Consider the following 24,369-nt stretch of genomic DNA (forward strand, 5'->3'; position numbering starts at 1 on the left):
ATGTCGCCGCTGCGCATGATCTATCTCGGGCTGGCGGTCTGGGGCGCCATCCACCCGATGTACTATTTCGTCAGCTACATGACGGAAACCGGCACCGGGCTGTCCGGGCTGATCGACGCGTGGTACGTCAACACCTCGACCACCGGCCTGACCTGGGATCTGACGATCGCGGCCATCGCGCTGACCGTCTGGATCCTGGCCGAGGTCGCAACCCGCCGCAACTGGACGGCGCTTGTCGCGATCCCGGCCACATTCTGCATTGGCGTAAGCTGCGGGCTGCCGCTCTACCTGTTCCTGCGTACGCGGCCTGTCTGAGTTTTCTCTTTTCGGGAAATATCCCGGGGGAGTCCGCGCAGGCGCGGACGGGGGCAGCGCCCCCTGACCGCATCGCGTAAGCGATGCAAGACCTGCGCGCGCCTTCAGGCGCGCACCGCGGGATCACACCCGGCTCAGAACCATTGCCCCGGTTCCATCAGGCCAAGATCCAGCAATTGCCGGGAATGCCATTCGAACGGCACCGAGTTGTGCCAGCGGAACGTTTCGATATCGAAGGTCGATCCCGGATTGCGCTTGAGCGCCTTGGCGGTGCGGAACGAACAGATCGCCGCCGTCAGGTTGTGATGCCAGGGGCAGGCGTAGGTGTTGTACTCTTCGTCCGAAAACGTGTGATCTTCGCGCAGACGCAGGCCCGGGCCGGCCCGGAACAGGGCGATGCGGTCGATCTTGCGGCGCGGGGCGGGGATGTGTTCCTCGTACCGCCAGCGCAGTCCGCCGAAGAAATCCAGCTGCCGTTCCTTCGGCTCCTTTGTCGCCGGGTCGGGGCGGGCCAGCGCGTAATAGCCCGATTTGTCCAGATGCGCGTCCTCCAGCGATACTGCGTTCCGGTGGGCGTAAAGATCGCCGGCATACAGGTCGATCACGTAGGTCAGCATCGCGTCGCGCCGTTCCTCGGTATGAAAGCTCAGCATTTCGCCGACGGTGCGCGTTTCGCAGAACGGGTAGAACAGGTATTCCGCGTTGTAGCAGTAATAGAACCACGTCCCCGGCGCGGCCTCGATCATCGCGTTCACCGCATCGGTCAGGGCGTTGTCCGCCAGCGTGTCGTGGTCGATGCGGATGACCTTGTCGGTAACGTCGGCCGCGATCCGAAGATCGGGCGGGGCCAGTAGGATCACCGTCTTGAAGCCGCAGCTCAGATGGTGACGCAGGGTACTGTCGAGTTCGGTGTCGTCCTCGGCAAAAATCAGGGCCACCGGGCCTCGGGCCAGTACCTTGGCCCCCTTGTTCAGAAACTCTTTCAACGATGGGTGTCGCATACTGCCCGTGTCTTGATCGTGATTGTTGCGGAAGGTCGGACAATTCGCCCCGCATTGCAAGGCAGGACCGATCTGTTATAGGGACGCGCAATGCGACAGGACAGGACCGGCGCGATGGGCGAGGCCAAGAAACTCTATATCAAGACCTATGGCTGTCAGATGAACGTCTATGACAGCGAACGCATGGCCGAGGCGCTGGGCGGGCAGGGATATGTCACCACCGACAGCCCCGAAGACGCCGACATGATCCTTCTCAACACCTGTCACATCCGGGAAAAGGCGGCCGAAAAGGTCTATTCCGAGCTTGGCCGCTTCAAGGGGCTGAAGGCGGAGAAACCCGATCTCAAGATCGGCGTTGCGGGCTGCGTCGCCCAGGCCGAGGGCGAGGAAATCATGCGCCGCCAGCCGATGGTCGATCTCGTGGTCGGTCCGCAAAGCTATCACCGCCTGCCCGAACTCGAAGCGAAGGCGGGGCAGGGGCAAAAGGCGCTCGACACCGATTTTCCCGTCGAGGACAAGTTCGAGATCCTGAAATCCCGCCCCAAGGCGAAGCGCGGCCCGACCGCGTTCCTGACCGTGCAGGAAGGCTGCGACAAGTTTTGCGCCTTCTGCGTCGTGCCCTACACGCGCGGCGCCGAGGTCAGCCGCCCCGTGATCCGCGTGCTGGACGAGGCGCGCGATCTTGTAGAACGCGGCGTGCGCGAAATCACCCTGCTTGGCCAGAACGTCAACGCCTATCACGGCGAAGGCCCGGATGGCGCCGACTGGTCGCTGGCGCGGCTGATCTGGGAGCTTGACCGCATCGACGGGCTGGAGCGTATCCGCTTTACCACCAGCCACCCAAACGACATGACCGACGACCTGATCGCAGCCCATGGCGAATGCGGCAAGCTGATGCCGTATCTGCACCTGCCCGTGCAGTCGGGCAGCGACCGCATCCTCAAGCGGATGAACCGCAGCCATGACCGCGACAGCTATCTGCGCCTGATCGAGAAAATTCGCGCCGCGCGCCCCGACATCCTGATCTCGGGCGATTTCATCGTGGGCTTCCCCGAAGAGACCGACCAGGATTTCGAGGACACGATGGATCTGATCCGGCAGGTCAATTACGGACAGGCGTTTTCGTTCAAGTATTCTACGCGTCCCGGCACCCCCGCCGCCGAACGCGCGCAGGTCGACCCGGATGTCGCAAGCGACCGGCTTGCGCGGTTGCAGGCGCTGATCACAGAACAACAGCGCGCCATCCAGGACGCGATGGTCGGCCGTGAGGTTGGCGTTCTGTTCGAAAAGAAGGGCCGGATGGATGGCCAGATGGTCGGCAAGTCCGACTACCTTCACGCCGTGCATGTGACGGACCCACGCGCCGAGATCGGAAAGATCGCTCGCGTTCGAATCACGCAGAGCGGGCCCAACTCGCTGGCCGGGGAAATCGTCTGACGGCGCGCATCTTACGCTTGCCGGGTCGATCGGGCAGGGCGAAGCGCGGTTTTCGTCCCGGTGTTTCCCGATGGGATACAATAACGGGGCTTTTTTTCTTCACAGCGGCTTGAAATTCCTACATTCTGTACCCGTGAGGTCAACTGGTCCCACATCTGTGGGTATCAGGGCCTGGGGGACAACAAGTTAGGACGAGAGCTGTGGTTAGTTTTTCCAAGGCACTCCAACAGACGGCACGGGCTGCGGCCCTGTCCGTTTTGGCGGGTGCGGTATTCGCCTCGGGCGCAGTCGCGCAAGAGGGACTTTTCGGTAAAAGAGGCGGCGCGACGAACGAACGCTACGCACCCACGATCTGGATCGACCCGGACGGGTGCGAACACTGGGTCATGGATGACGGCTTCGAGGGGTACATGACCCCGCATGTCAACCGCCAGGGCATCCCGGTTTGCCGCCGCGGCAATGTCTGCGGCGTGGTCAATTCGGATCAGTATTTCGCGACCGACAGCTATCGCATCTCGCAAGCGGGCAAGGCCCAGTTGCAGAATTTCTTCCGCTCTTCCAAGGCGCGGGCCTACATCATCGCCGGTCATACCGACAGCCGCGCCTCTGACGAATACAACATGCGCCTCAGCTATAACCGGGCGAATGCGGTTGCCCGCGTGGCAGCGGGCATCGGCGCCAAGATTGTCGATGTGCGCGGATACGGCGAACGTATGCCGAAGGCGCCCAACGGCACCGCGGCCGGCATGGCACAGAATCGCCGCGTCGAAATCATCTGTATCCAGTAAGGGGGCGTTGCGATGAACAAGTTTAAGATTGGAACGCTCCTGGTTGCCGCGATGGCGTTGTCGGGATGTCTTGGCGAAGGCGGCTTTGGCAAGGTGAAGACCGACAAGACCCGCGACTACGGGTTCCGCAGCCATCACCTGAGCACGATGACCGCCGGTATCTGGGTCGACCCGAACGGCTGCGATCACTGGATCATCGATGACGGCGTCGAAGGTTACCTGTCGCAGCGGCTGGACAAATACGGCAAGCCCGTCTGCTCGGGCGCGGCACCGCCCAACACGGCCACCGGGCCCTACAAGGCCGGCCAGACGATCGAAGATCCGCTCTGATCGCCGTGGGCCGCATTGCTCAAAGAAACGCCGCAGGTTGCCAGGCCTGCGGCGTTTTTCGTGTCAGGCAGATGACATTTCCGACCATCCGCTTGCACCTGCCCACCCAAATTGGCACCATGAAACCGAACACAGACAAGGAGAGCTGATTGGCTACCAGCGTTCTGCCCCCGGCGACCGATCTGACCGCGCTTAGCGAGCGCCTGATAGATTTCCCCGACAACCGTCTTCTGATCGATCTTTGCGGGGAATATGACCGCAACCTTGCAGAGATAGAATCCAAGCTGGGTGTGCAAATCCTGCGCCGGGGAAACGAGCTGGCGGTGATCGGCGAAGAAGACGCCACAGCCGAAGCGGTCGAAGTTCTCAATGCGCTTTACACCAGGCTCGAAGCCGGGCGCGAGGTCGGACGCGCCGATATCGACCGCGAGATTCGCATGGGCGCCTCGGATGCGGACACCGGCAGCCGCGATGGCGACCAGCTTGAAATGTTCAAGGGCGGCGCGGTCGAGATCAAGACGCGCAAGAAACTGGTAGAGCCGCGCACCGACGCCCAGAAGGCCTATGTGAAGAACCTGTTCCAGTCCGAACTGTGTTTCGGCATCGGGCCGGCGGGGACGGGCAAGACCTACCTCGCCGTCGCGGTGGGCGTGAACATGTTCATCAATGGCGTGGTGGATCGCATCATCCTCAGCCGGCCGGCGGTCGAGGCGGGCGAAAAGCTCGGCTATCTTCCTGGCGACATGAAGGACAAGGTCGATCCCTACATGCAGCCGCTTTACGACGCGCTGAACGATTTCCTGCCGGGCAAGCAGGTCGCCAAGCTGATCGAGGAAAAGCGCATCGAGATCGCACCGCTTGCCTTCATGCGGGGGCGCACGCTGTCGAATGCCTTCGTGGTCCTGGACGAGGCGCAGAACGCAACCTCGATGCAGATGAAGATGTTCCTGACACGCCTGGGCGAAGGTTCGCGCATGGTGATCACCGGCGACCGCAGCCAGATCGACCTGCCGCGCGGTGTGTCGTCGGGCCTGCATGACGCCGAAAGGCTGCTGAAAAGCATCGACAAGATCAGCTTCAACTACTTCACGGCCAAGGACGTGGTGCGCCACCCGCTGGTGGCCGCGATCATCGAGGCATATGACGCAGACGGCACTGTCTGATCTTCGATCGGCCTGAAAGCCCGGCGGGCCAACGGCCCGCCAGGAGCGGCGCCTAGTCCGCCCACATGCGCAACAGGTTGCTGCGCGATCTCGACAACAGGTTCAGTTGTGCCCTGTCGCCCGCCGCCTCGGCGGCATTGACCGCCTGCCAGAGGTCGAACAGGATCTCGCGCTGGCGCGGGTCGCGGATGCGGCTGGTGACCCACCCGACAACGACGATGCGCGCGCCGTCCGTGACCGGGGCAACGCGGTGCAGGCTGTCGGACGGGTAAAGCACCGCTTCGCCCTGATCCAGCTTGAACGCCCGGTCCTCGACCCGGTCGGCAATCACCAGTTCACCCCCGGCATAGGTGTTCGGAGGTGTCAGGAACAAGGTAAAGGACAGATCTGCCCGCGCCCCGCCAATCAAGGCGTTGTCAACGTGATCGCCATATTGTCCGCCGCCTTCGGTGCGCGACACGATCATGCGGGCAAACTGCTTGGGATAGGCCATCGCGGCGAAAACCGGATGCGCCAGCAATGCCTTTCGCACGGTTTCCAGGACGGCCCCGGTTTCCCCGCTGTCCGCGGCTTGCGCGTTGTCCTTGACCGCCGCGGCGATGCGGCCGGCGGTTTTCGACCCGTCTTCGAAGGGCAGGGCACAGGCCGCCTGGTAAAGCGCCTGTGCCTGCCCGGCGGGCAATATATCGCTGAGAACGATCGTCATGCCGTCACTTCAGCCGCAGGGCGATGATTTCGCTCCAGCCGGCGGCGACATTCAACTGACCGGCATCCGCGGCCCCCTTGTCGGCCGACAGAGCGGGATACAGCGCGGCGATTCCGTCGAGCTGTGCCAGTACGTCCCGGCCGGCCTGAGCCAATTCCGCCTGATCGCTGCCGGCCAAAGCCTCGGCGCGGGCGCGGGCGGTTTCGGCAAAACCCCAGCTGTCGCGATACTCGATCGGCACCTCGACCGTGCCATCGGCGGCAACGCCGCCTTCGTATTCGGCGGCGGCCAGGGCGATCAGCTCCTTGATCGACATCAGCCGTTCAGACCCGCTGGCACCGGCGGCGGCGGCCGATGTGGTCAACGCGCCCAGCACGGTGTCATAGGCCGCGCGAACGGTATCGTCGTCGGCATCTGCCACGATCGCATCGGTCAGGGCGTTGGCCTGCGCCTCGAACCCGGGGGCGTCGTATTCCGCAAGTTCGGGTGCGATGTCGTCGTAAAAGGCGTGGTGCGACATTTCCAGATGTTCGCGCGCAAGATCGCGCTGTCCCGACAGGTAAAGCGCAGCGGCGATCCGGTAGGTGCCTTCGAAATAGCCCAGCGAGGTCAGCAGCTCGGTCGGCCCGTCCTGCCGGGCCACTCCGGCTTCGCCTGCTTCACCGGCTTCGCCCGCCTCTCCGGCTTCGCTTGCGAACGCGGGTCCGGCCATCAGGCTGATCGAAGCGACCGGCTGCACCGCCGCCAGCCCGGCCATCGTGACGGCAGCCCATTTTCGGGCGGACACCTTGCGCGCCTTGGGGGAATCATCAGTCATTTCGCGCCTCCTTTTAATTCCGATTAATTTGGTTGGGTATTAGGGGTCCGCATCCCCGTCAAGCGATTTCTCGCTTTTCCGGGTCTGTGCGAAGCGGTAAGGCAAGCACATGCTTGTGGATACGATCATCGAAGACGACCGCTGGACCGCTCTTGCGCTGCAAGGGTTGGCCGACCGCGCCGCGCAGGCTGCGCTGGTGCATCTGGGGCTTGCCCCGGACCGGTTCGAGATTGCGCTGCTGGCCTGTGACGATGCGCGTATCGCATCCCTGAACGCGGATTTTCGCGGAAAACCGCAGCCGACCAATGTCTTGAGCTGGCCTGCCGAAGAGCGCGCTGCCGACGACGACGGTGGGGAACCGGACGTGCCCGAAGCGCCGGATGCCGGACCGCCGGAAGAGTTGGGCGATATCGCGATCGCCTATGAAACCTGCGCGCGCGAAGCCGCCGATGCCGGGAAACCCATGGCCGATCATGTGACGCATCTGATCGTTCATGCGACGTTGCATTTGCTGGGATATGACCACATTCGTGACCGTGACGCCACTTTGATGGAACGAACCGAGGTCGAGATACTTGGCAAACTGGGTATCGGTGACCCATATTCATGATCGAAGGGCCTGTGGCCCGCTTTTTGGAAAGGACAGATGGGCGACAGTACCGACGGGTCTTCTATCGCAGCGCAAAGCGCGCGGGGCGAACAGACCGAAACGCATGATCCCTCGCAGGACGCGGGGGGTGGTTTTTTCAAACGTATCATCGGGGCGCTCAGCCCCGCGGATGACAGCGACGACTCGTCCGAGGCGGGTGTCGCGAGGCTCGAGGCATTGCCGGGCCTTACCAACCTGCGTCAAATGCGGGTCGAAGACGTGGCCGTTCCCAAGGCCGATATCGTCGCGGTCCCATGCACCATCAGCAAGGATGAACTGGTCGAGCAATTCCGCGAAACCGGGCTGACCCGGCTTCCGGTCTTCGAAGGCACGCTGGACAACCCGCAGGGCATGGTCCACCTCAAGGATTTCGCGCTGCGCCACGGCTTCAACGGCAAGGGCGGAACCTTTTCTCTCAAGGGAATGCTGCGGCCGCTGCTGTATGTGCCCCCGTCGATGAGCATCGGCGTCCTGCTTCAGAAAATGCAGACCGAACGCAAGCACATGGCGCTGGTGATCGACGAGTATGGCGGCGTGGACGGGCTCGTCACGATCGAAGACCTGATCGAACAGGTGATCGGCGAGATCGAGGACGAACACGATATCGAGGACGACAAGTTCTGGACCGTCGAAAAGCCGGGGCAGTATCTCGCCCTTGCCAAGACCCCGCTGGAAGAGTTCGAAGCCGAGATCGGCCAGTCCCTTACCGATACCGAGGATGTGGACGAGGAAGAGATCGACACCTTGGGCGGGCTGGTCTTCATGCTTTCGGGGCGGGTGCCGGTGCGGGGCGAGGTGGTCAAGCACCCGGTCGGACCCGAATTCGAGGTGGTCGAGGCCGACCCGCGCCGCATCAAGCGGCTGCGTGTGCGCCTGAACGGCGGCGCAGACGGCTGAGATGCAGGACATCCCCCCCGGTTTGATCGAGCGGCTGGAAAGCCGGGGCCGGGGGCAATCCACACGCCGTATGATGCTGTTTGCCGCACTTGGCGGCATGGTCGCGGCTTCGGGGCAGGCGCCGCTGAACCTGTGGCCGCTCGCGCTCGTCGGGTTTGGGGTGCTGTTTGCGCTGTTCCGCATGACATCGGGATGGCGGCGCGCGGCCTGGATCGGCTGGGCCGCGGGAGCGGGGTATTTCCTGCCCGCACTCAGCTGGATTGTCGAACCCTTCCTTGTCGACATTGCCCGCCACGGTTGGATGGCGCCGTTTGCCATCCTGTTCATGGCCGGCGGGCTGGCCCTGTTCTGGGCGTTGGCCTTTGGCGTTGCGCGCGCCCTGGGGGGGCGGGCGCTGGCCTGGATCGTCGCGCTGGCGGGGGCCGAGCTGCTGCGGTCATACATTTTCACCGGATTTCCCTGGGCGCTTGTCGGGCATGTTCTGATCGCATCGCCCTTTTTGCAGGTTGCTGCATTTGCCGGCCCGGCAGGTTTGTCGCTGCTTGCCCTCGCGATGGCGGTCAGCCTATGGCGGATTTTCACGCCCGACCGATGGAAAACCCTGCCTGTGATCGCGCTTTTCGCCGCGGTTTTTGCCTGGGGACAGCACGAAACCGGCCGCCCGCTGCCTGCTGGCGACACCCCACTGGTGCGCCTGGTGCAGCCGAATGCGCCGCAGCACGAGAAATGGGATCCGCGAAAGGCCCCGGTGTTCTTCAACCGGCAGCTTTCCTTCACCGCCGCCCCAAACGGCGCGCGACCGGACCTGATCGTCTGGCCGGAAACGGCGGTGCCTGTCTGGTTGAACCAGGCCGAAGACGCATTGGCGGCGGTGGCGGATGCGGCAGGGGGCGTGTCCGTTGTGCTGGGCATCCAGCGCTATGACGACATGCGCATCTTCAACAGCGCGGTGCGTATCGATGCGGACGGGCAGGTGGGCGCGCTTTACGACAAGCATCACCTTGTGCCGTTCGGGGAATACATGCCGTTGGGCGACGTGCTTGCGCAATGGGGCATTCACGGGCTCGCTTCGTCCGAGGGGCGCGGATATTCTCCGGGGCCGGGCGCGCGCCTGATGGACCTGCCCGGGATCGGGCATGCGCTGCCGCTGATCTGCTACGAGGCGGTGTTCCCGCAAGACGTGGCCGCCGCCCCCGCGCGCCCGCGCCTGCTTTTGCAGATCACCAACGACGCCTGGTTCGGCCGGGTCTCGGGGCCGTATCAGCACCTTGCGCAGGCGCGGCTGCGCGCGGTCGAGCAGGGCCTGCCGATGGTGCGCGTTGCCAATACCGGGGTGTCAGCCATGATCGGTCCCCGAGGGGTCGTGACCGCGCAGGTGCCGCTGGGACAGGCCGGCTTTGTCGATGCCGCTTTGCCCGTGGCGTTGCCGCCAACGCCTTATGCCCGTACCGGCGATGCGCCGCTGGCCGTCCTGATTGTCGTTGTGCTGGCGGGGCTTGGCCTGTCCGCCGCCATGTCGCGGAGAACAAAACTGCATTGACGCCGCGCGTCCGTGCGCGTAACGAATGCTGACCCACCGTCACAACGGCTTCCTGGCGTGGCGGGCTGACCCAATGGAGCACTTTTCATGGCAAGACAGAACTACATTTTCACCTCCGAATCCGTATCGGAGGGGCATCCCGACAAGGTGTGCGACCGTATTTCCGACGCGGTGCTGGATGCCTTCCTGGCAGAACAACCCGAGGCGCGCGTCGCCTGCGAAACATTTGCGACGACGAACCGCGTGGTGATCGGCGGTGAAGTGGGGCTGAGCGATCAGGACAAGCTTACCGAATACATGGGGCGAATCGACCAGATCGCCCGCGATTGCATTCGTGACATCGGATACGAGCAGGACAAGTTCCACTGGAACACCTGCGAGATCACCAACCTGCTGCACGAACAGTCCGCGCATATCGCGCAGGGCGTGAACGCGTCCGACAACAAGGACGAAGGCGCAGGCGACCAGGGCATCATGTTCGGCTATGCGACCGACGAAACCGATGCGCTGATGCCGGCCCCGATCCAGTTCAGCCACGCGATCCTGCGCCGCCTGGCCGAGGTCCGCAAGAACGGCACCGAACCCAAGCTGGGCCCGGACGCCAAGTCGCAGCTTTCGGTGCGGTATGAAAACGGCCAGCCCGTCGAGGTGACGCAGATCGTGCTGTCGACACAGCACCTGGACGAAACGATGACCAGCGACGACGTGCGCACCCTGGTCGAGCCCTATATCCGCGAGGTTCTTCCGACCGAATGGATCAGCGCCGCAACGGAATGGCATGTGAACCCGACCGGCAAGTTCGTGATCGGCGGCCCCGATGGCGATGCCGGCCTGACCGGGCGCAAGATCATCGTCGATACCTACGGCGGCGCGGCCCCGCACGGCGGCGGTGCGTTTTCCGGCAAGGATCCGACCAAGGTCGACCGCTCGGCCGCCTATGCCGCGCGCTATCTGGCCAAGAACATCGTCGCGGCGGGGTTGGCCAAGCGGTGCACGCTGCAGCTCAGCTATGCGATCGGCGTGGCGCGGCCGCTGTCGATTTACGTCAACACGCATGACACCGGCGAAATCCCGGAGGCCGAGATCGAGGCCGCTGTCCCCAAGGTGATGGACCTGACGCCGCGCGGCATCCGCACCCATCTGGGGCTGAACAAGCCGATCTACCAGCGCACCGCGGCTTATGGTCATTTCGGCCGCAACCCCGATGCCGATGGCGGTTTCAGCTGGGAACGCACCGATCTGGCCGAAGCCCTGAAAGGCGTTCTCTGAGCCGTTTCGATAGCGAAGAAAAACCAAAGCCGCGCGCCACCATACCCGGTGACGCGCGGTTTTTCTTGTCCGCCGCGCGGTCAGGCCCGACACTGCCCGTGCACGCACAGGAGCCACGCGATGATTTTCTACGACTGCCCGACAGCCCCCAGCCCGCGCCGCGCGCGCATGTTCATCGCCGAAAAGGGGCTGGATATCGAAACCCGCAACATCTCGATCGCCGATGGCGAACAGATGTCGCCCGCCTTTCTCAAGGTGAATCCGCGCGCCACCGTTCCGGTCCTGATCACCGACAAGGGCACGGTCCTGTCCGAAAACGTGGCCATCGCCACCTATATCGAAGCAATGCACCCGGAACCGCCATTGCTTGGGCGCACGGCCGATGAAAAGGGGCTTGTCGCGATGTGGAACGCGATTGCCGAGGCGCAGGGCGGCATGGCCGTGGCCGAGGCGTTCCGCAACGCCCATCCCGCGATGAAGGGCCGCGCGCTGCCCGGGCCGTTGGATCTGCCGCAGATCCCGGAACTGGCCGAACGCGGACGCAAACGCGTGGCCGCGTTCTTCGATCTGCTTGATGCGCGGCTGTCCGAAACCCCGTGGCTGGCCGGTGAGGCGTTCAGTATGGCCGATATCACCGCATTCGTTTTCACCGATTTCGCCCGCGTTGTGAAAATGCGCCCGGCCGAAGATCACGCTGCCACGCAGGACTGGCTGGAGCGCATGCGCGCCCGCCCCAGCGCCGCGCTTTGATCCATCCGCCCGCTTGATCCCGGCCCGAACGGGCGCTAGGAGGCGGGCCATGGACAAGCAAAAACACCAATCCGGCGCGCCCTGGCGCAATTTCTATGGCCGCCTCAAGGGCAAGAGTCTGCGCCCCAGCCAGGAGGCGTATCTGGACGAAGACCTCGGCAAGCTGTCGCCGGGTCCGGTGGATTGGGACGTGAACCCCGACCGCACGCCGCTGGACCTGTCCGGCCTTTTCGGGGATCGCCCCGTCTGGCTGGAAATCGGTTTCGGCGGGGGCGAACATATGGTGCACCAGGCCAGTCTGAACCCGCAGGCCGGCATCATCGGGTGCGAACCCTATATCAACGGCGTCGCGATGCTGCTTGGCAAGATCCGGCAGGCGGGCGTCGAAAACCTGCGCGTCCATCCCGGCGACGTGCGCGACATGTTCGATGTTCTGCCCGATGCCAGTATCGACCGGGCATTCCTGCTCTATCCCGATCCGTGGCCGAAAAAGCGCCATCACCGCCGCCGTTTCGTGACGCCTGAGCATCTGGAGCCGCTGGCCCGTGTGCTGAAACCCGGTGCGATCTTCCGGGTGGCGACCGACATTCCCGACTATGTGCGCCAGACGCTCGAACAGGTGCCGCGCCACGGTTTCGAATGGCTTGCCGAACGCCCCGCCGACTGGCGCGAGCCGTGGGACGACTGGATTTCAACCCGGTATGAACAAAAGGCCCTGCGCGAGGGCCGTACGCCGCATTACCTGACCTTCCGCAAGCTGTGATCGGCGCCGTTCAGCGGAACGCCGGCCCATGCGCCCAGATCGTCAGCGAATGGCGCGCGCCCTGCGTGACGGGTGTGACCCGGTGCAGCAGGTAGCTGGCAAAAAGCGTTGCTGTGCCCTGCGCGCGCGGGGCCTGCATGACATGGGCCGACGGCATCAGTTCCAGCACGCCGCCATCGTAATCCTGCGGGTCGGATAGCTGCGCCACGAAGGTCAGCTTGCGCTTGCGCGCCAGCGGGGCGTCGCCGATATCGGCATGCCAGTCGAAATGACCCTCGCGTTCGGCGCCATAGCGCGCGACCTGCGGGCTTTCCGCGAACTCCGTCAGTTCGAACCCGAAGGCATCGCGATTGGCGCTGCGCACCACGTCGATGATGCGGTCCATCACCCAGTCCGTGCCGGGCACATCGTCAAGCCAGACAAGATCGGCACGGCGCAGGTTGTGATCACGGGTCTGCCCCACAAGCCCTGCGTCGCGGCTGGTCCGGGTCGAGGCCAGTTCGACGATGGCATTGCTTTCGGCAGGCGAAAACGCGCCTTCGACATGGTGGACGTGGATCACCTGATTTGTCTTTCCTTGTTGCGGGATGGCGACGCCTAGCCCGGCAAGGCAGGCGCCGCTTGCCCGTTTTCGCCCTGCAGGTCGCTTTTGGCCTTTTCCCGCAGCGCGCGGTGCCCCATATCGCGGGCATGGACAGGGTGCTGGATCTCGACGGGTTCGAACAGGTGGCGCGCGACACCGTCGCGGCGTTTCCCGCGCCTTTCGCCGCCTTGGCGCGTGACGTGGCGCTGCGCGTGCTGGACTGGCCGCCCGATGACATACTCGACGACATGGGGTTCGACGATCCGCTGCAATTGACGGGGCTCTATGATGGCATTCCGGTTACCGAGAAATCGGTCTGGGATCAGCCCCTCGGGCCGGACGTGGTGTGGCTGTTCCGCGAACCGATCCTGGCCGAATGGCGCGACCGCGGCGACGTTGCGCTGACCCGGCTGATCGCGCATGTCACCGTGCACGAATTCGCGCATCATTTCGGCTGGTCCGACGACGATATCGCCAGTGTCGACCGATGGTGGGAATGACCCGGTTCAGTTGACCGGCATCGACATCATCGACATTTCAGGCATATCCGCCTCGTCCGTCAGGCAAAGGTCGTCGGGGCTGTAAAGCGCCCAGATCGACGGGCTGGCCGGAACCTCGCGCGGTTCGATCGTCAGAAAGACGGTCAGCGCCATCAGCAGGATCATCAAGTTACTCGAAACCGCCATATCGCATCCTCGCCAACACCAACCAGTGCAGAATACCTGCGATTCATGGTGAATTTGTGCCCCGATGATGGCACGGGCTGTCCCGGTCAGCCCCGGTCGCGCCAGCGGTTGGCGATGGGATAACGGCGGTCCAGCCAGAACGCCTTGCGCGACAACCTCGTGCCGGGCGCCGACTGGAAGCGTTTGTATTCGCTGATGTAAAGCAGATGCTCGACCTTCTCGACGGTCGCCCGGTCGAACCCTTCGGCCACGCAATCGGCGACACTGGCATCCTCGTCCACCAGCAGTTCCAGGATGCGGTCCAGCACGTCATAGGGCGGCAGGCTGTCCTCGTCCTTCTGGTCGGGGCGCAGTTCGGCGCTGGGCGGCTTGTCGATAATCCGTTGGGGGATCACCTCGCCTTCGGGCGCCATCATCCAGTCGCGGTGATGGGCATTGCGCCAGCGGCACAGGTCGAAAACCCGCGTTTTGTAGACATCCTTGATCGGGTTGTAGCCGCCCGCCATGTCCCCATAGATCGTGGCATAACCCACCGCGACCTCGGACTTGTTGCCGGTGGTAAGCAGCATCTCGCCGAACTTGTTCGAAAGCGCCATCAGCAGCAGACCGCGCAGGCGCGACTGGATGTTTTCCTCGGTCAGGTCGGGTGTCGTGCCCTCGAAGAGCGGCGCAAGCGTGTTGGTGATGGCTTGCCGCCCCTCGGTGATCGGCACGAAATCATACCGGCAGCCAAGGTTCTTCGCGACCGCCTTTGCATCCTCGAGCGAATGCTCGGACGTGTATTCCGACGGCAGCATCACGCAGCGCACGTTGTCCGGCCCCAAGGCGTCCGCTGCAATGGTCGCGACGATTGCGCTGTCGATGCCGCCCGACAGGCCCAGCAATACCTTCTTGAACCCCGTCTTGCGCATATAATCGCGCAGCGCCAGCACCATGGCGTGATAATCCTGCTCCATCGCGTCGGGCACGTGTGCCAGCGGGCCCTGTTCGATCCGCCAGCCTTCGGCCCCGCGCACCAGGTCGATATGGGCGATCGCCTCTTCCATCACGGGCATCTGCAGCGCCAGCGCCCCACCGGGGTTGAGTGCGAAAGACCCGCCGTCGAACACCTGGTCGTCCTGCCCGCCCACGAGGTTCAGATAGATCGCCGGCAGGCCGGTTTCGATCACCCGCGACACCATCACGTTCTGGCGCAGTTCCAGCTTGTCGCGGAAATACGGCGAGCCGTTGGGCACGAGCAGAATTTCGGCCCCGGTCTCGGCCAGCGTTTCCGCCACGTCCTCGTACCAGGCGTCCTCGCATACCGGGCTGCCGATCCGCAGCCCGTTGACGACATAGGGCCCGGTCACGTCACCGGATTCGAAGGTGCGTTCCTCGTCGAAGACGTTGAAGTTCGGCAGGTGATGTTTCAGCACCTGGGCACGCACCTCGCCGCCCTGCAGGACGTAATAGGCGTTGTGCAGCCGCACGCCGTCCAGCGTCGGGCCGCCGATGGCGATGGCCGGGCCGTCGGCGCACTCGCGCGCCAGTTGTTCGATCCGGTCGATCGCGGTCTGGTGGAACACCGGTTTCAGGATCAGGTCCTGCATGTTGTAGCCGGCGATGAACATCTCGGGCAGGGCGACCAGGTCGGCCCCCGCCGCGCGCGCCTCGTCCCAGGCCGCCTTTGCCTTGGCGGCGTTGCCCTCGATATCGCCAACCGTGGCGTTCAGTTGGGCCAGTGTGATGCGGAACCGGTCGGCCATCTTTGCTCGTTCCCTTGCCAGTCTCGGCTTCCATGTAACAGATCGCGGGCGAAGGGAAAGGGCAAGCACCCGCCCGCGCGGCCCAAAAGGCGTTGATACACCCCGATGCCTCCATTAGGTTTCTGGCACGCGCACGGGACCGGCCCCGGGGGGGCAGAGCAGGGACGTATCACATGACCATCAAATCCGCCAAAACCGCATTGCTGGCACTGAGTGTCGCGCTGGCCGCACCCGCATGGGCGCAGGACGGCACCCAGACCAAGGAATACGACGACGGCGGTGTCTACGAGGGTGAGTTCAAGAACGGCCTGCAGCACGGCCAGGGCACCTATCGGCTGCCCAACGGCTATGAATATACCGGCCAGTGGGTAGAGGGCGAGATTCGCGGCCAGGGCGTCGCGCGTTTTCCGAACGGTTCTGTCTATGAGGGCGAGTTCGAAAAGGGCAAACCCCACGGCATCGGCAAGATCGTCTTTACCGATGGCGGCACCTACGAAGGCGACTGGGTCGAAGGCAAGATCACCGGCCGCGGCGTCGCCGTCTATGCCAATGGCGTGCGCTATGAGGGCGAGTTCCGCAACGCGATGCACCACGGCCGCGGCACGATGGAATCGCCCGGCGGCTATGTCTACGAAGGCGACTGGGTGAACGGCGTCAAGGAAGGGCTCGGCACGATCACCTATCCCGACGGGTCCGTTTACGAAGGTGAAATGGCGCGGGGCGCACGCGAAGGCCGCGGCACGCTGACCCTGCCGGACGGGCTGGTCTACGAAGGCGAATGGCGCGCCGGGCAGATGACGGGGCAGGGCAAGCTGACCCAGCCCAACGGCGACGTCTACGAAGGCGCCTTCGTGTCGGGCCGCCGCGAAGGGCTGGGCAAGCTCACCTATGCCAATGGCGATGTCTACGAAGGCGAATTCCAGGACGACCGCCGCCATGGCCAGGGCAGTTTCACCGGTTCGGACGGCTATCGCTATGAAGGATCGTGGGTCGCTGGCCAGATCGAGGGCCAGGGCCGCGTGGTCTATCCCGACGGCTCGGTCTACGAAGGCCAGTTCCGCAACGACCTTGCCGATGGCGAGGGCAAGATCACCTATCCCGACGGTTCGACCTATGAAGGCCAATGGCGCGCGGGCGTGATCGAAGGGCAGGGCAAGGCCACCTATGCCAACGGCCTTGTCTATGAAGGCGCCTACAAGGATGCCAAGAATCACGGCTTTGGCGTGATGACGTATTCCGATGGCTACCGCTACGAGGGCGAGTGGCTGAACGGCCAGCGCCACGGGCAGGGCAAGGCCACCTATCCCGACGGCACCATCTATGAGGGCCAGTTCGCGAACGGCCAGCGCGAGGGCATCGGCGCGATCGTGATGCCCGACGGGTTCAAATACGAAGGCCAGTGGCAGGCGGGCGAGATTTCGGGGCGCGGTGTGGCAACCTATGCCAATGGCGACGTCTACGAAGGCATGTTCCGCGCCGGCAAGCGCCAGGGCGAAGGCACCATGCGCTATGCCACCGGCGAAGAGGCCAGCGGAACCTGGGAAAACGGCGCGCTGACACAGGAATAAGCGGCCTCGGCCCGTTTCAATCGAGCGCGCTGCCGCGCGCGCAGGTCATCTCGGCCTTCGGCCTCGGGGTGCCTCCGGCGGGAGTATTTGAAGCAAGATGAAGCTTCATGGTCCACCCCGCCCCGGCGCTGGCGTATTCGCATCCGGCCGGGCGCGGGGCTTCACCTTGCGCGCCCATCGGCTCTCCAGCCTGTAGCGCCCATGCACCTTGGCGCGGCCCCGTTTAATCTAGGGTTAAGCCGGCAGCTTCATCTTGCCGGAAATACTCTGCGGGGGTGTGGGGGTGCAAAACCCCCACGGGGCGCGCCGCCGGCCACGTCATCGTCCGGTCGTGGTGTGGACAGGCTGTAAAGCTGCAAAAAGCGGCCTTTTACCTCTTTCCAAGCGGCTCGTTCCGGTCTATACGCGCGGCTTCACGCGGGGTGACAGCCTTGGAGGCACCCCGCCCTAGCTTATGGAGAATTCAAATGGCTGGAGAAATTCCTGATCTTCACGCCGAAGTCCGGACGGGGACAGGCAAGGGCGCCGCTCGTCAGGCACGGCGCAACGGCATGGTGCCGGGAATCGTTTTCGGTGGTGACGTCGATCCGCTTCCCATCAATATTCCCTTCAACGCGCTGCTCAAGCGCCTGAAGTCCGGTCGCTTCAAGTCGACCCTCTTCAATCTGAAGGTTGAAGGCCACGACGACGTGCGCGTGATCTGCCGCGATGTGCAGCGCGACGTGGTCAAGGACCTGCCGACGCATCTGGACCTGATGCGCCTGCGCCGGACGACCAAGATCAACCTCTTCATCCCGGTCGATTTCCTGAACGAGGAAATCGCGCCCGGCATCAAGAAGGGTGGCGTTCTGACCGTCGTCCGCCCCGAGGTGGAACTGGTGGTGACCGCCGGCGACATCCCCGAGAAGATCGAAGTGGACCTGTCCGGCCTGAACATCGGTGACACCGTCACGATTTCGTCGGTGACCCTGCCGGAAGGCGCAAAGCCCACGATCGACCGCGACTTCGTGATCGCCAATATCTCGGCACCGTCGGGCCTGCGCTCGGCCGAGGATGAGGCCGCCGCCGAAGAAAGCGAAGAGGTCGAAGCCGCAACCGAAGAGGGCGGCGAGGAGTAATCCACGCTCCCACGAGGGACAGTATCGAACGGCGCGGGGTCATCTCGCGCCGTTTTTCGTTTTCTACGTGGTCTGGTGCAACACCGTTTCGAAGCCTTCGAAATCGGGCGGGCCGTCGATCACGCCATCCATCCGGCTGCGTCCCGCGTTCTTGTGGCTGCCGCGAAACTGGGTCGAGGTCAGCCAGCCGCGAAAATCCTCTTCCGTGGCCCATGTCGCATGCGAAACGTAAAGCCGCACACCGTCCCGTTCGGGCCCTTTGAGCATGCGGAATTCGACGAAACCGGGCATTTCGCCAAGCCGGCTTTCGCGCTCGCGCCAGATCGTTTCGAAGGTTTCCTCCTGCCCGGGTAGGACGCGGAAACGGTTCATCGCGATATAGGCCATGCTTGCCCTCCTTTTCCCGGGGCAGTTCATTGAAAAGGCGGGGCAGGGTCAATATCCTGCACCGCAGAAAAAACAGGAGCGTCGGCAATGCAGCTTTGGGTGGGATTGGGAAATCCCGGTGCGAAATACGCGGCAAACCGCCACAATATCGGGTTCATGGCGCTTGACCGCATCGCCGACGACCACGGTTTCGCGCCCTGGCGCGCCAAGTTCCAGGGGCAACTGACCGAGGGCCGGCTTGGCAGTGACAAGGTGCTGTTGCTCAAGCCCGAAACCTTCATGAACCTGTCGGGTCAGTCCGTCGGCGAGGCGATGCGGTTTTACAAGCTGACCCCGGCAGACGTGACCGTGTTCCATGATGAGCTGGACCTGGCCCCCGGCAAGGTGCGGCTGAAACAGGGCGGCGGCCATGCCGGCCACAACGGCCTGCGCTCGATCCACCAGCATATCGGCGAGGCCTATGCCCGCGTGCGTCTTGGCATCGGCCATCCCGGCCACAAGGATCGCGTGGCGGCCTACGTGCTGTCGGATTTCGCCAAGGCCGATCAGGACTGGCTGGATGATCTGCTGCGCGGGATCGCGCGGGGCGCGCCCGATCTTGCGGCAGGGGACGGGCCGAAATTCCTCAATGCCATCGCACAGGCCCGGCCCGCGCCGCAAAGGCCGAAACCGTCAAAGGCGGATACCAAAGCGGAGCCCGCGCCTGAACCCGCGCCCGAAGACAGCCGCAGCCCGATGCAGAAACTGCTGGACCGCTTCAAGTGAGGTTGAACGCGGCCTTTCGTGATCAGGCCGGGCATTGCGCCGCGCTCGGATCGCCCTTCATGGCGCGGCTGATGGGGCTTATGGCTGGGCACTGGCCGCTTGACCGGGCGCTGGCCGCCCGGATGGAGGCATGGCCGGGCGACGTCGGGCCAAAGGGTGTGTCTTTGCCGCTGCGGCTGGCGGGTGGTCTGCACGCGCTGAAATTGCTGGGCGTGGCCCCGGACCTGGCCGCAGCCTATCCGCCGAACGAGGTGCCCGATGCGCAATTGCTGGCCGCCCTGCGTGGCGCGATGCTGCAGCATGCCGATTTCCTGGACCGCTGGATCGACAGCGCGCCGCAAACGAACGAGTTGGGCCGCTCGGCCGTTCTGATCGCCGCTGCCCGCTGGCTTGCCGCCCGCCATGATCTGCCGCTCATACTGAGCGAACTGGGCGCCAGCGCGGGGCTGAACCTGCATTTCGACCGCTACGCGCTGCGCGTCGGCGGGCGCGATTACGGCCCCGCCAATCCCGTGCTCGCATTGGAACCCGACTGGCGCGGCCCCGATCCCGCGGCCGCCGGCATAAAGGTCACAGACCGCGCGGGGGCCGATCTGAACCCGCTCGATCCCACCGATGACGAGGACGCGCTGCGCCTGCTGGCCTATCTCTGGCCCGATCAGCCCGAGCGGCTGGCCCGCACCCGCGCGGCGCTGGCGCTGCCGCCCGCGCCGGTGGCGCAGGGCGATGCCATCGACTGGCTGCGGATGCGCCTTGCCGCACCGAAGCCCGGCCATCTGCACCTGATCTTTCATACGATCGCCTGGCAGTATTTCCCCGCCGAAACCCAGGCCCGCGGTCAGGCCATGATCGAAGCGGCAGGCATGGCGGCGACCCACGATGCGCCGCTTGCCTGGCTGGGGATGGAGGCTGACGGCCACACACCCGGCGCCGCTGTCACGCTGCGGCTCTGGCCCGGCGATCTTCATCTTTCGCTGGGCCGGGCCTGTTTCCACGGGCGGTGGGTGCAGTGGATGCCCGAACCCGTTTGACCTACCGTTCCCCTTGTTTTTGACCGTGCGCCATGCTGCACTTGACCGCGTGAGAGTGGAAGAGGTGAGGGGCATGCGGAATATCCTGCGCATACTCGCGCGCATCGCGCTGCTGCTGGTTCTGGCGGCAGTCGTTGTGGGCATCTGGAAACGTGAAGAGCTGTCGCGGCTCATGGCGGTCAATTCGCTATTTTCCGAAGACCGCATCGTGCGCAATTTCTCGTCCATGGATCAGTTGTTCTTTGCCCGCACGATGTCGCGCGGTGATGGGCCGGTGGCTCCACTGCCCGAAGGCCCGGCGATGGCGCTGCCCGAAGGCACCGATGGCTGGATCGCCGACCGTGCGGTCACGTCGCTTGTCGTGCTGCATGATGGCGCGCTCCGGTACGAAGACTACTACCTTGGCACCGGCCCCGAGGACCGGCGCATTTCCTGGTCGGTCGCCAAAAGCTTTTTGTCGGTGCTGACCGGCATCGTCATTGACGATGGGGCAATCGACAGCCTCGATGATCCCGTCACGAATTACGCCCCGGAACTGCGCGGCAGCGCCTATGACGGGGCCAGCCTGCGTGACGTGCTGCAAATGGCAAGCGGCGTTGAATTCGACGAGGATTACCTGAAATTTTCGTCCGACATCAACCGGATGGGCCGTGTTCTTGCCCTAGGCGGATCGATGGACGGGTTTGCCGCCAGCCAGCAAAAGCGCGCAGGCCCCGCCGGCAAGACCTGGCGCTATGTGTCGATCGACACGCATGTTCTGGGCATGGTCCTGCGCGGCGCGACGGGCCGCAGCGTTTCCGACCTGATGCAGGAAAAACTGATCGCGCCGCTCGGGCTCGAGGCCGATCCATACTACGTCACGGACGGGTTCGGCACGGCCTTCGTGCTGGGCGGGCTGAACCTTCGCAGCCGCGATTACGCGCGGTTCGGGCAGATGGTGTTGCAGGACGGGCAATGGCAGGGCCGGCAGATCGTGTCCGCCGACTGGCTGGCCGAAAGCACCGTACCTTCTGCGCCAACGGCCGATGACGCCGAGAAATACGGCTACCAGTGGTGGATGCCCAGGGATGCCGCCGAGGGCGAGGTCTATGGCCGCGGCGTCTATGGGCAATATCTCTATATCGACCGCGCGCGGAACGTGGTGATCGTCGTCACATCCGCTGACCGCCAGTTTCGCGAAGATGGTATAAACGACGGAAATATCGCGGCTCTGCGCCGGATCGCCCGCGCCGCCGCAGGAGGGTAGGGGATGAGCATCGAAAAAGACGCCTCGATCAACGTGCTGGGTGGAACGCTGGAAAGCTGCTCGGCCGATCCTTTGACCGGCTTTTTTCGCGACGGCCACTGCAACACCTGCGCGGCTGATCAGGGCAGTCACACGGTCTGTGCGATCATGACGGCCGAATTCCTGGCCTATTCGAAATATGTGGGCAATGATCTGTCCACACCGCGGCTTGAGTTCAACTTTGCCGGGCTGAAACCCGGCGATCAATGGTGCCTGTGCGCCGCGCGCTTTCTGCAAGCCCATGACGAAGGCTGCGCCCCCAATGTCCGCCTGTCGTCGACACACATGCGCGCGCTCGACATCGTGCCGCTGGAAATCCTGGAACGCTACGCCGTCTGACCCGTGGCGATGAAAAAAGGGCGGCGCGCCCGGCGCACCGCCCCTGATACGTGCAGGTCGAAACCTGTTCAGTCCGCGTCGCGGCCTACCGTGTCCGACATGTCGAAGCCCAGGTGCCGCGCCACGGTAAAGATGTCCTTGTCGCCACGTCCGCACATGTTCATCACGATGATATGGTCGCTCGGCAGGTCCGGCGCGATCTTCATCACATGGGCCAGCGCATGGCTGGGTTCCAGCGCGGGAATGATTCCCTCGGTCGAACAGGACAGCTGGAACGCCTCCAGCGCCTCGCGGTCGGTGATCGACACGTATTCGGCCCGACCGATATCGTGCAGCCAGGCATGTTCCGGCCCGATGCCCGGATAATCCAGGCCCGCCGAAATGCTGAACCCTTCTAGGATCTGGCCGTCGTCGTCCTGCAGCAGGTAGGTGCGGTTGCCATGCAGCACACCGGGGCGCCCGCCCGTCAGGCTGGCGCAATGCTCCATCTTTTCGTCCACGCCCTTGCCACCGGCTTCGACGCCGATGATCCGAACGCTGGGATCGTCGAGGAAGGGAAAGAACAGCCCCATCGCGTTCGACCCTCCGCCGATCGCGGCGATCACCGTGTCGGGCAGGCGGCCTTCGCCTTCCTGTTCGGCCAGTTGCCAGCGTACTTCCTTGCCGATGATCGATTGGAAATCGCGCACCATCGCCGGGTAGGGGTGCGGCCCCGCCACCGTGCCGATGCAGTAGAACGTGTCATGCACGTTGGTCACCCAGTCGCGCAGCGCGTCGTTCATCGCGTCCTTCAACGTGCCGCGCCCCGACGTCACCGGGATCACCTCGGCGCCCAGAAGGCGCATGCGGAACACGTTGGGCGCCTGGCGCTCCACGTCGTGCTTGCCCATGTAGACCACGCATTTCAGGCCGAACTTGGCGCAGACAGTGGCCGTGGCGACGCCATGCTGACCGGCGCCGGTTTCCGCGATGATGCGCTGCTTGCCCATACGGCGCGCCAGAAGGATTTGGCCCAGCACGTTGTTGATCTTGTGCGCGCCGGTGTGGTTCAGCTCGTCGCGCTTGAGATAGATCTTGGCCCCGCCCAGGTGCTCGGTCAGCCGCTCGGCGTAATAGAGAGGCGAGGGCCGCCCGACATAGTGCTTCCACAGGTCGTCCATCTCGGCCCAGAAGCTGGGGTCATCCTTGGCGCGGTCGTATTCCTCTTCCAGCGACAGGATCAGCGGCATCAGCGTTTCGGATACGAACCGCCCGCCGAAATCGCCAAACCGGCCCTTTTCGTCAGGACCGTTCATGAAAGAGTTGAAAAGATCGTCGGCCATCGTGGCGCTCTCCCGGCTGCTAGGGCTGTCTTGCTTGCGCTGGTGTAAAGGTAGGGGCCTTCCGACGCAAGACGAGGTGGACGCGGGCGCGCGTGCCTTATTCGGCCTGTGCCGCCGCCACGAAAGCGCGGATCAGGTCCGCATCCTTGACGCCCGGCGCGCTTTCCACCCCCGAGGACACATCCACCTGCCGCGCTCCGGTCAGACGCACGGCCGTGGCGACGTTTTCGGGGGTCAGACCGCCCGCCAGCATCCAGGGCTTTTGCCAGTACTTGCGCCCCTGCAACAGCCGCCAGTCGAAACTCAGCCCGTTGCCACCCGGCAAGTCCGCCCCGGTGGGCGGTTTGGCGTCGATCAGCAGCTGATCGGCCACCGGGGAATAAAGATCGATCTTCTGCAGATCGCCCGCATCGGCGATCCCGATCGCCTTCATCACCGGCAACCCGTGGCGGGCGCGGATCTCGGCCACGCGGTCGGGGCTTTCCGAGCCATGAAGTTGCAGCATGTCGAGCGGCACTTCGCCAACGATGCGGTCCAGCGTTGCGTCATCGGCATCCACCACCAGCGCCACCTTGGCCAACCCGGCAGGCGCCTGCAGCGCCAGCGCGCGGGCGTCGGCCACCGACAGGTTGCGCGGGCTCTTGGCGAAAAAGACGAACCCGGCATAGGCCGCTCCGGCGTCGGCAACGGCCTGCAGGTCGGCGGGCCGGGTCAGCCCGCAGATTTTCACGCGAATATCGGGCATTTCCGGGTCAGCCGGCCTTGTCGAGCAGGGCCAGGACCTCGTCCTTGCCCTCGTTCTGCTTGGCTTCCTTGCGGCGCAGCTCGCGTTCGAGCTTTTTCACCTCGGATTGCTTGCGGACGACTTCGGCGCGATGCTTGTGCTCGCGGATCCACTCCCAGACAAAGCCCAGCAACAGCCCCGCCAGCACGCCGCCAAAGCCCACGATGAACAAGGGAAGTTCGACGGAATAGCTCAGCACACTCATGCCGGGAAATTCGGCCAGTCCGCCGGGCAGCGTATTGAGAGTCACGCTGCCGCGGTTGGCCAAAGCCAGCACGATAAGCACCACCGCGATGGCGGCAAGGATGGCATAGCGGATGTAACGCATGGC

At 64.2% G+C, this 24,369-nt stretch carries 28 protein-coding genes and 1 riboswitch; of the genes, 18 read left to right on the plus strand and 10 right to left on the minus strand.

The features are described from left to right. Entirely contained in the window at positions 1 to 315 is a 315-nt protein-coding gene (locus BLT50_RS07590; RefSeq protein WP_090028064.1) for a DUF2834 domain-containing protein, read from the plus strand. A 134-nt stretch (positions 316 to 449) separates the two neighbouring features. Here the strand turns inward: BLT50_RS07590 and BLT50_RS07595 are convergent, their stop codons facing one another. Continuing rightward, positions 450 to 1,316 (minus strand): glycosyltransferase family 2 protein, encoded by an 867-nt coding sequence (locus BLT50_RS07595; protein WP_090028065.1) that lies wholly within the window; start codon positions 1,314 to 1,316, stop codon positions 450 to 452. A 114-nt stretch (positions 1,317 to 1,430) separates the two neighbouring features. Between BLT50_RS07595 and miaB the strand changes: the two genes are divergently transcribed. The 4 genes from miaB to BLT50_RS07615 all read left to right on the plus strand — a co-directional run bounded on the left by miaB (position 1,431) and on the right by BLT50_RS07615 (position 5,034). Continuing rightward, on the plus strand, positions 1,431 to 2,753 hold the full coding sequence (miaB, locus tag BLT50_RS07600; RefSeq protein ID WP_090028332.1) for a tRNA (N6-isopentenyl adenosine(37)-C2)-methylthiotransferase MiaB: 1,323 nt from the start codon (positions 1,431 to 1,433) through the stop codon (positions 2,751 to 2,753). 200 nt (positions 2,754 to 2,953) lie between these two features. Then, positions 2,954 to 3,541: an OmpA family protein gene (locus BLT50_RS07605; RefSeq protein ID WP_245723327.1), complete on the plus strand. Its 588-nt coding sequence runs from the start codon at positions 2,954 to 2,956 to the stop codon at positions 3,539 to 3,541. 12 nt (positions 3,542 to 3,553) lie between these two features. Beyond that, on the plus strand, positions 3,554 to 3,871 hold the full coding sequence (locus tag BLT50_RS07610; protein ID WP_090028066.1) for a hypothetical protein: 318 nt from the start codon (positions 3,554 to 3,556) through the stop codon (positions 3,869 to 3,871). A 149-nt stretch (positions 3,872 to 4,020) separates the two neighbouring features. After that, a complete protein-coding gene (locus tag BLT50_RS07615) occupies positions 4,021 to 5,034 on the plus strand; it encodes a PhoH family protein (protein WP_090028067.1) in 1,014 nt (337 codons plus the stop codon). Positions 5,035 to 5,086: 52 nt separating this feature from the next. Here the strand turns inward: BLT50_RS07615 and BLT50_RS07620 are convergent, their stop codons facing one another. Both BLT50_RS07620 and BLT50_RS07625 read right to left on the minus strand, forming a co-directional pair. Beyond that, positions 5,087 to 5,740, minus strand: coding sequence for a Fe2+-dependent dioxygenase (locus BLT50_RS07620; protein ID WP_090028068.1), 654 nt, complete (start codon positions 5,738 to 5,740; stop codon positions 5,087 to 5,089). A 4-nt stretch (positions 5,741 to 5,744) separates the two neighbouring features. Continuing rightward, the gene (locus tag BLT50_RS07625) at positions 5,745 to 6,557 is read right to left on the minus strand and encodes a hypothetical protein (protein WP_090028069.1); all 813 of its coding nucleotides are present in this window, start codon (positions 6,555 to 6,557) and stop codon (positions 5,745 to 5,747) included. A gap of 109 nt (positions 6,558 to 6,666) precedes the next feature. Here BLT50_RS07625 and ybeY point away from each other — a divergent pair, with 109 nt between their 5' ends. The 6 genes from ybeY to trmB all read left to right on the plus strand — a co-directional run bounded on the left by ybeY (position 6,667) and on the right by trmB (position 12,425). Then, positions 6,667 to 7,167 (plus strand): rRNA maturation RNase YbeY, encoded by a 501-nt coding sequence (gene ybeY / locus BLT50_RS07630; protein ID WP_090028070.1) that lies wholly within the window; start codon positions 6,667 to 6,669, stop codon positions 7,165 to 7,167. Between the two features lie 36 nt (positions 7,168 to 7,203). After that, positions 7,204 to 8,103, plus strand: coding sequence for a hemolysin family protein (locus tag BLT50_RS07635; protein WP_090028071.1), 900 nt, complete (start codon positions 7,204 to 7,206; stop codon positions 8,101 to 8,103). A 1-nt stretch (position 8,104) separates the two neighbouring features. Continuing rightward, entirely contained in the window at positions 8,105 to 9,643 is a 1,539-nt protein-coding gene (lnt, locus tag BLT50_RS07640; RefSeq protein WP_090028072.1) for an apolipoprotein N-acyltransferase, read from the plus strand. Positions 9,644 to 9,676: 33 nt separating this feature from the next. Beyond that, positions 9,677 to 9,724: riboswitch (SAM-SAH riboswitch) on the plus strand. A 6-nt stretch (positions 9,725 to 9,730) separates the two neighbouring features. Further along, positions 9,731 to 10,912: a methionine adenosyltransferase gene (gene metK / locus BLT50_RS07645; RefSeq protein ID WP_090028073.1), complete on the plus strand. Its 1,182-nt coding sequence runs from the start codon at positions 9,731 to 9,733 to the stop codon at positions 10,910 to 10,912. A gap of 120 nt (positions 10,913 to 11,032) precedes the next feature. After that, positions 11,033 to 11,662, plus strand: a complete 630-nt coding sequence (locus tag BLT50_RS07650; RefSeq protein ID WP_090028074.1) for a glutathione S-transferase family protein — start codon at positions 11,033 to 11,035, stop codon at positions 11,660 to 11,662. A gap of 49 nt (positions 11,663 to 11,711) precedes the next feature. Beyond that, complete coding sequence (gene trmB, locus BLT50_RS07655) at positions 11,712 to 12,425, plus strand: tRNA (guanosine(46)-N7)-methyltransferase TrmB (protein ID WP_090028075.1); 714 nt, start codon at positions 11,712 to 11,714, stop codon at positions 12,423 to 12,425. A gap of 10 nt (positions 12,426 to 12,435) precedes the next feature. Here trmB and BLT50_RS07660 read toward each other — a convergent pair whose 3' ends face one another. After that, the gene (locus BLT50_RS07660; RefSeq protein ID WP_090028076.1) at positions 12,436 to 12,987 is read right to left on the minus strand and encodes a 2OG-Fe(II) oxygenase; all 552 of its coding nucleotides are present in this window, start codon (positions 12,985 to 12,987) and stop codon (positions 12,436 to 12,438) included. Between the two features lie 128 nt (positions 12,988 to 13,115). Between BLT50_RS07660 and BLT50_RS07665 the strand changes: the two genes are divergently transcribed. Then, entirely contained in the window at positions 13,116 to 13,508 is a 393-nt protein-coding gene (locus tag BLT50_RS07665; RefSeq protein ID WP_090028077.1) for a metallopeptidase family protein, read from the plus strand. A gap of 6 nt (positions 13,509 to 13,514) precedes the next feature. Here the strand turns inward: BLT50_RS07665 and BLT50_RS19255 are convergent, their stop codons facing one another. Then, positions 13,515 to 13,673, minus strand: a complete 159-nt coding sequence (locus tag BLT50_RS19255; protein ID WP_175491424.1) for a hypothetical protein — start codon at positions 13,671 to 13,673, stop codon at positions 13,515 to 13,517. A gap of 107 nt (positions 13,674 to 13,780) precedes the next feature. After that, a complete protein-coding gene (locus BLT50_RS07670; RefSeq protein WP_090028078.1) occupies positions 13,781 to 15,439 on the minus strand; it encodes an NAD+ synthase in 1,659 nt (552 codons plus the stop codon). Between the two features lie 173 nt (positions 15,440 to 15,612). Between BLT50_RS07670 and BLT50_RS07675 the strand changes: the two genes are divergently transcribed. Both BLT50_RS07675 and BLT50_RS07680 read left to right on the plus strand, forming a co-directional pair. Then, the gene (locus BLT50_RS07675) at positions 15,613 to 17,007 is read left to right on the plus strand and encodes an MORN repeat-containing protein (protein ID WP_090028079.1); all 1,395 of its coding nucleotides are present in this window, start codon (positions 15,613 to 15,615) and stop codon (positions 17,005 to 17,007) included. Positions 17,008 to 17,474: 467 nt separating this feature from the next. Beyond that, positions 17,475 to 18,125, plus strand: coding sequence for a 50S ribosomal protein L25/general stress protein Ctc (locus BLT50_RS07680; RefSeq protein ID WP_090028080.1), 651 nt, complete (start codon positions 17,475 to 17,477; stop codon positions 18,123 to 18,125). Positions 18,126 to 18,188: 63 nt separating this feature from the next. Here BLT50_RS07680 and hmuQ read toward each other — a convergent pair whose 3' ends face one another. Continuing rightward, positions 18,189 to 18,512: a heme-degrading protein HmuQ gene (gene hmuQ / locus BLT50_RS07685; RefSeq protein WP_090028081.1), complete on the minus strand. Its 324-nt coding sequence runs from the start codon at positions 18,510 to 18,512 to the stop codon at positions 18,189 to 18,191. An 87-nt stretch (positions 18,513 to 18,599) separates the two neighbouring features. On the opposite strand from hmuQ, the gene pth reads away from it, so the two are divergent. The 4 genes from pth to BLT50_RS07705 all read left to right on the plus strand — a co-directional run bounded on the left by pth (position 18,600) and on the right by BLT50_RS07705 (position 21,932). Then, on the plus strand, positions 18,600 to 19,277 hold the full coding sequence (pth, locus tag BLT50_RS07690; protein ID WP_090028082.1) for an aminoacyl-tRNA hydrolase: 678 nt from the start codon (positions 18,600 to 18,602) through the stop codon (positions 19,275 to 19,277). Beyond that, complete coding sequence (locus tag BLT50_RS07695) at positions 19,274 to 20,308, plus strand: DUF2332 domain-containing protein (protein WP_090028083.1); 1,035 nt, start codon at positions 19,274 to 19,276, stop codon at positions 20,306 to 20,308. The genes pth and BLT50_RS07695 overlap by 4 nt, the downstream gene beginning before the upstream one ends. A 73-nt stretch (positions 20,309 to 20,381) precedes the next feature. Further along, complete coding sequence (locus tag BLT50_RS07700; protein ID WP_090028084.1) at positions 20,382 to 21,554, plus strand: serine hydrolase domain-containing protein; 1,173 nt, start codon at positions 20,382 to 20,384, stop codon at positions 21,552 to 21,554. Positions 21,555 to 21,557: 3 nt separating this feature from the next. Then, positions 21,558 to 21,932, plus strand: a complete 375-nt coding sequence (locus BLT50_RS07705; RefSeq protein ID WP_090028085.1) for a DUF2237 family protein — start codon at positions 21,558 to 21,560, stop codon at positions 21,930 to 21,932. A 68-nt stretch (positions 21,933 to 22,000) separates the two neighbouring features. Here BLT50_RS07705 and trpB read toward each other — a convergent pair whose 3' ends face one another. The 3 genes from trpB to BLT50_RS07720 form a co-directional block, all read right to left on the minus strand. After that, complete coding sequence (gene trpB, locus BLT50_RS07710) at positions 22,001 to 23,254, minus strand: tryptophan synthase subunit beta (protein ID WP_090028086.1); 1,254 nt, start codon at positions 23,252 to 23,254, stop codon at positions 22,001 to 22,003. 97 nt (positions 23,255 to 23,351) lie between these two features. After that, positions 23,352 to 23,999 carry a phosphoribosylanthranilate isomerase gene (locus tag BLT50_RS07715; protein WP_090028087.1) on the minus strand — a complete coding sequence of 216 codons (648 nt, stop codon included), beginning with the start codon at positions 23,997 to 23,999 and terminating at the stop codon, positions 23,352 to 23,354. Positions 24,000 to 24,006: 7 nt separating this feature from the next. Further along, the gene (locus BLT50_RS07720; protein WP_090028088.1) at positions 24,007 to 24,366 is read right to left on the minus strand and encodes a lipopolysaccharide assembly protein LapA domain-containing protein; all 360 of its coding nucleotides are present in this window, start codon (positions 24,364 to 24,366) and stop codon (positions 24,007 to 24,009) included. Between the last annotated feature and the right edge of the window lie 3 nt (positions 24,367 to 24,369).

Source organism: Lutimaribacter saemankumensis (assembly GCF_900100005.1).
Lineage (GTDB): Bacteria > Pseudomonadota > Alphaproteobacteria > Rhodobacterales > Rhodobacteraceae > Lutimaribacter > Lutimaribacter saemankumensis.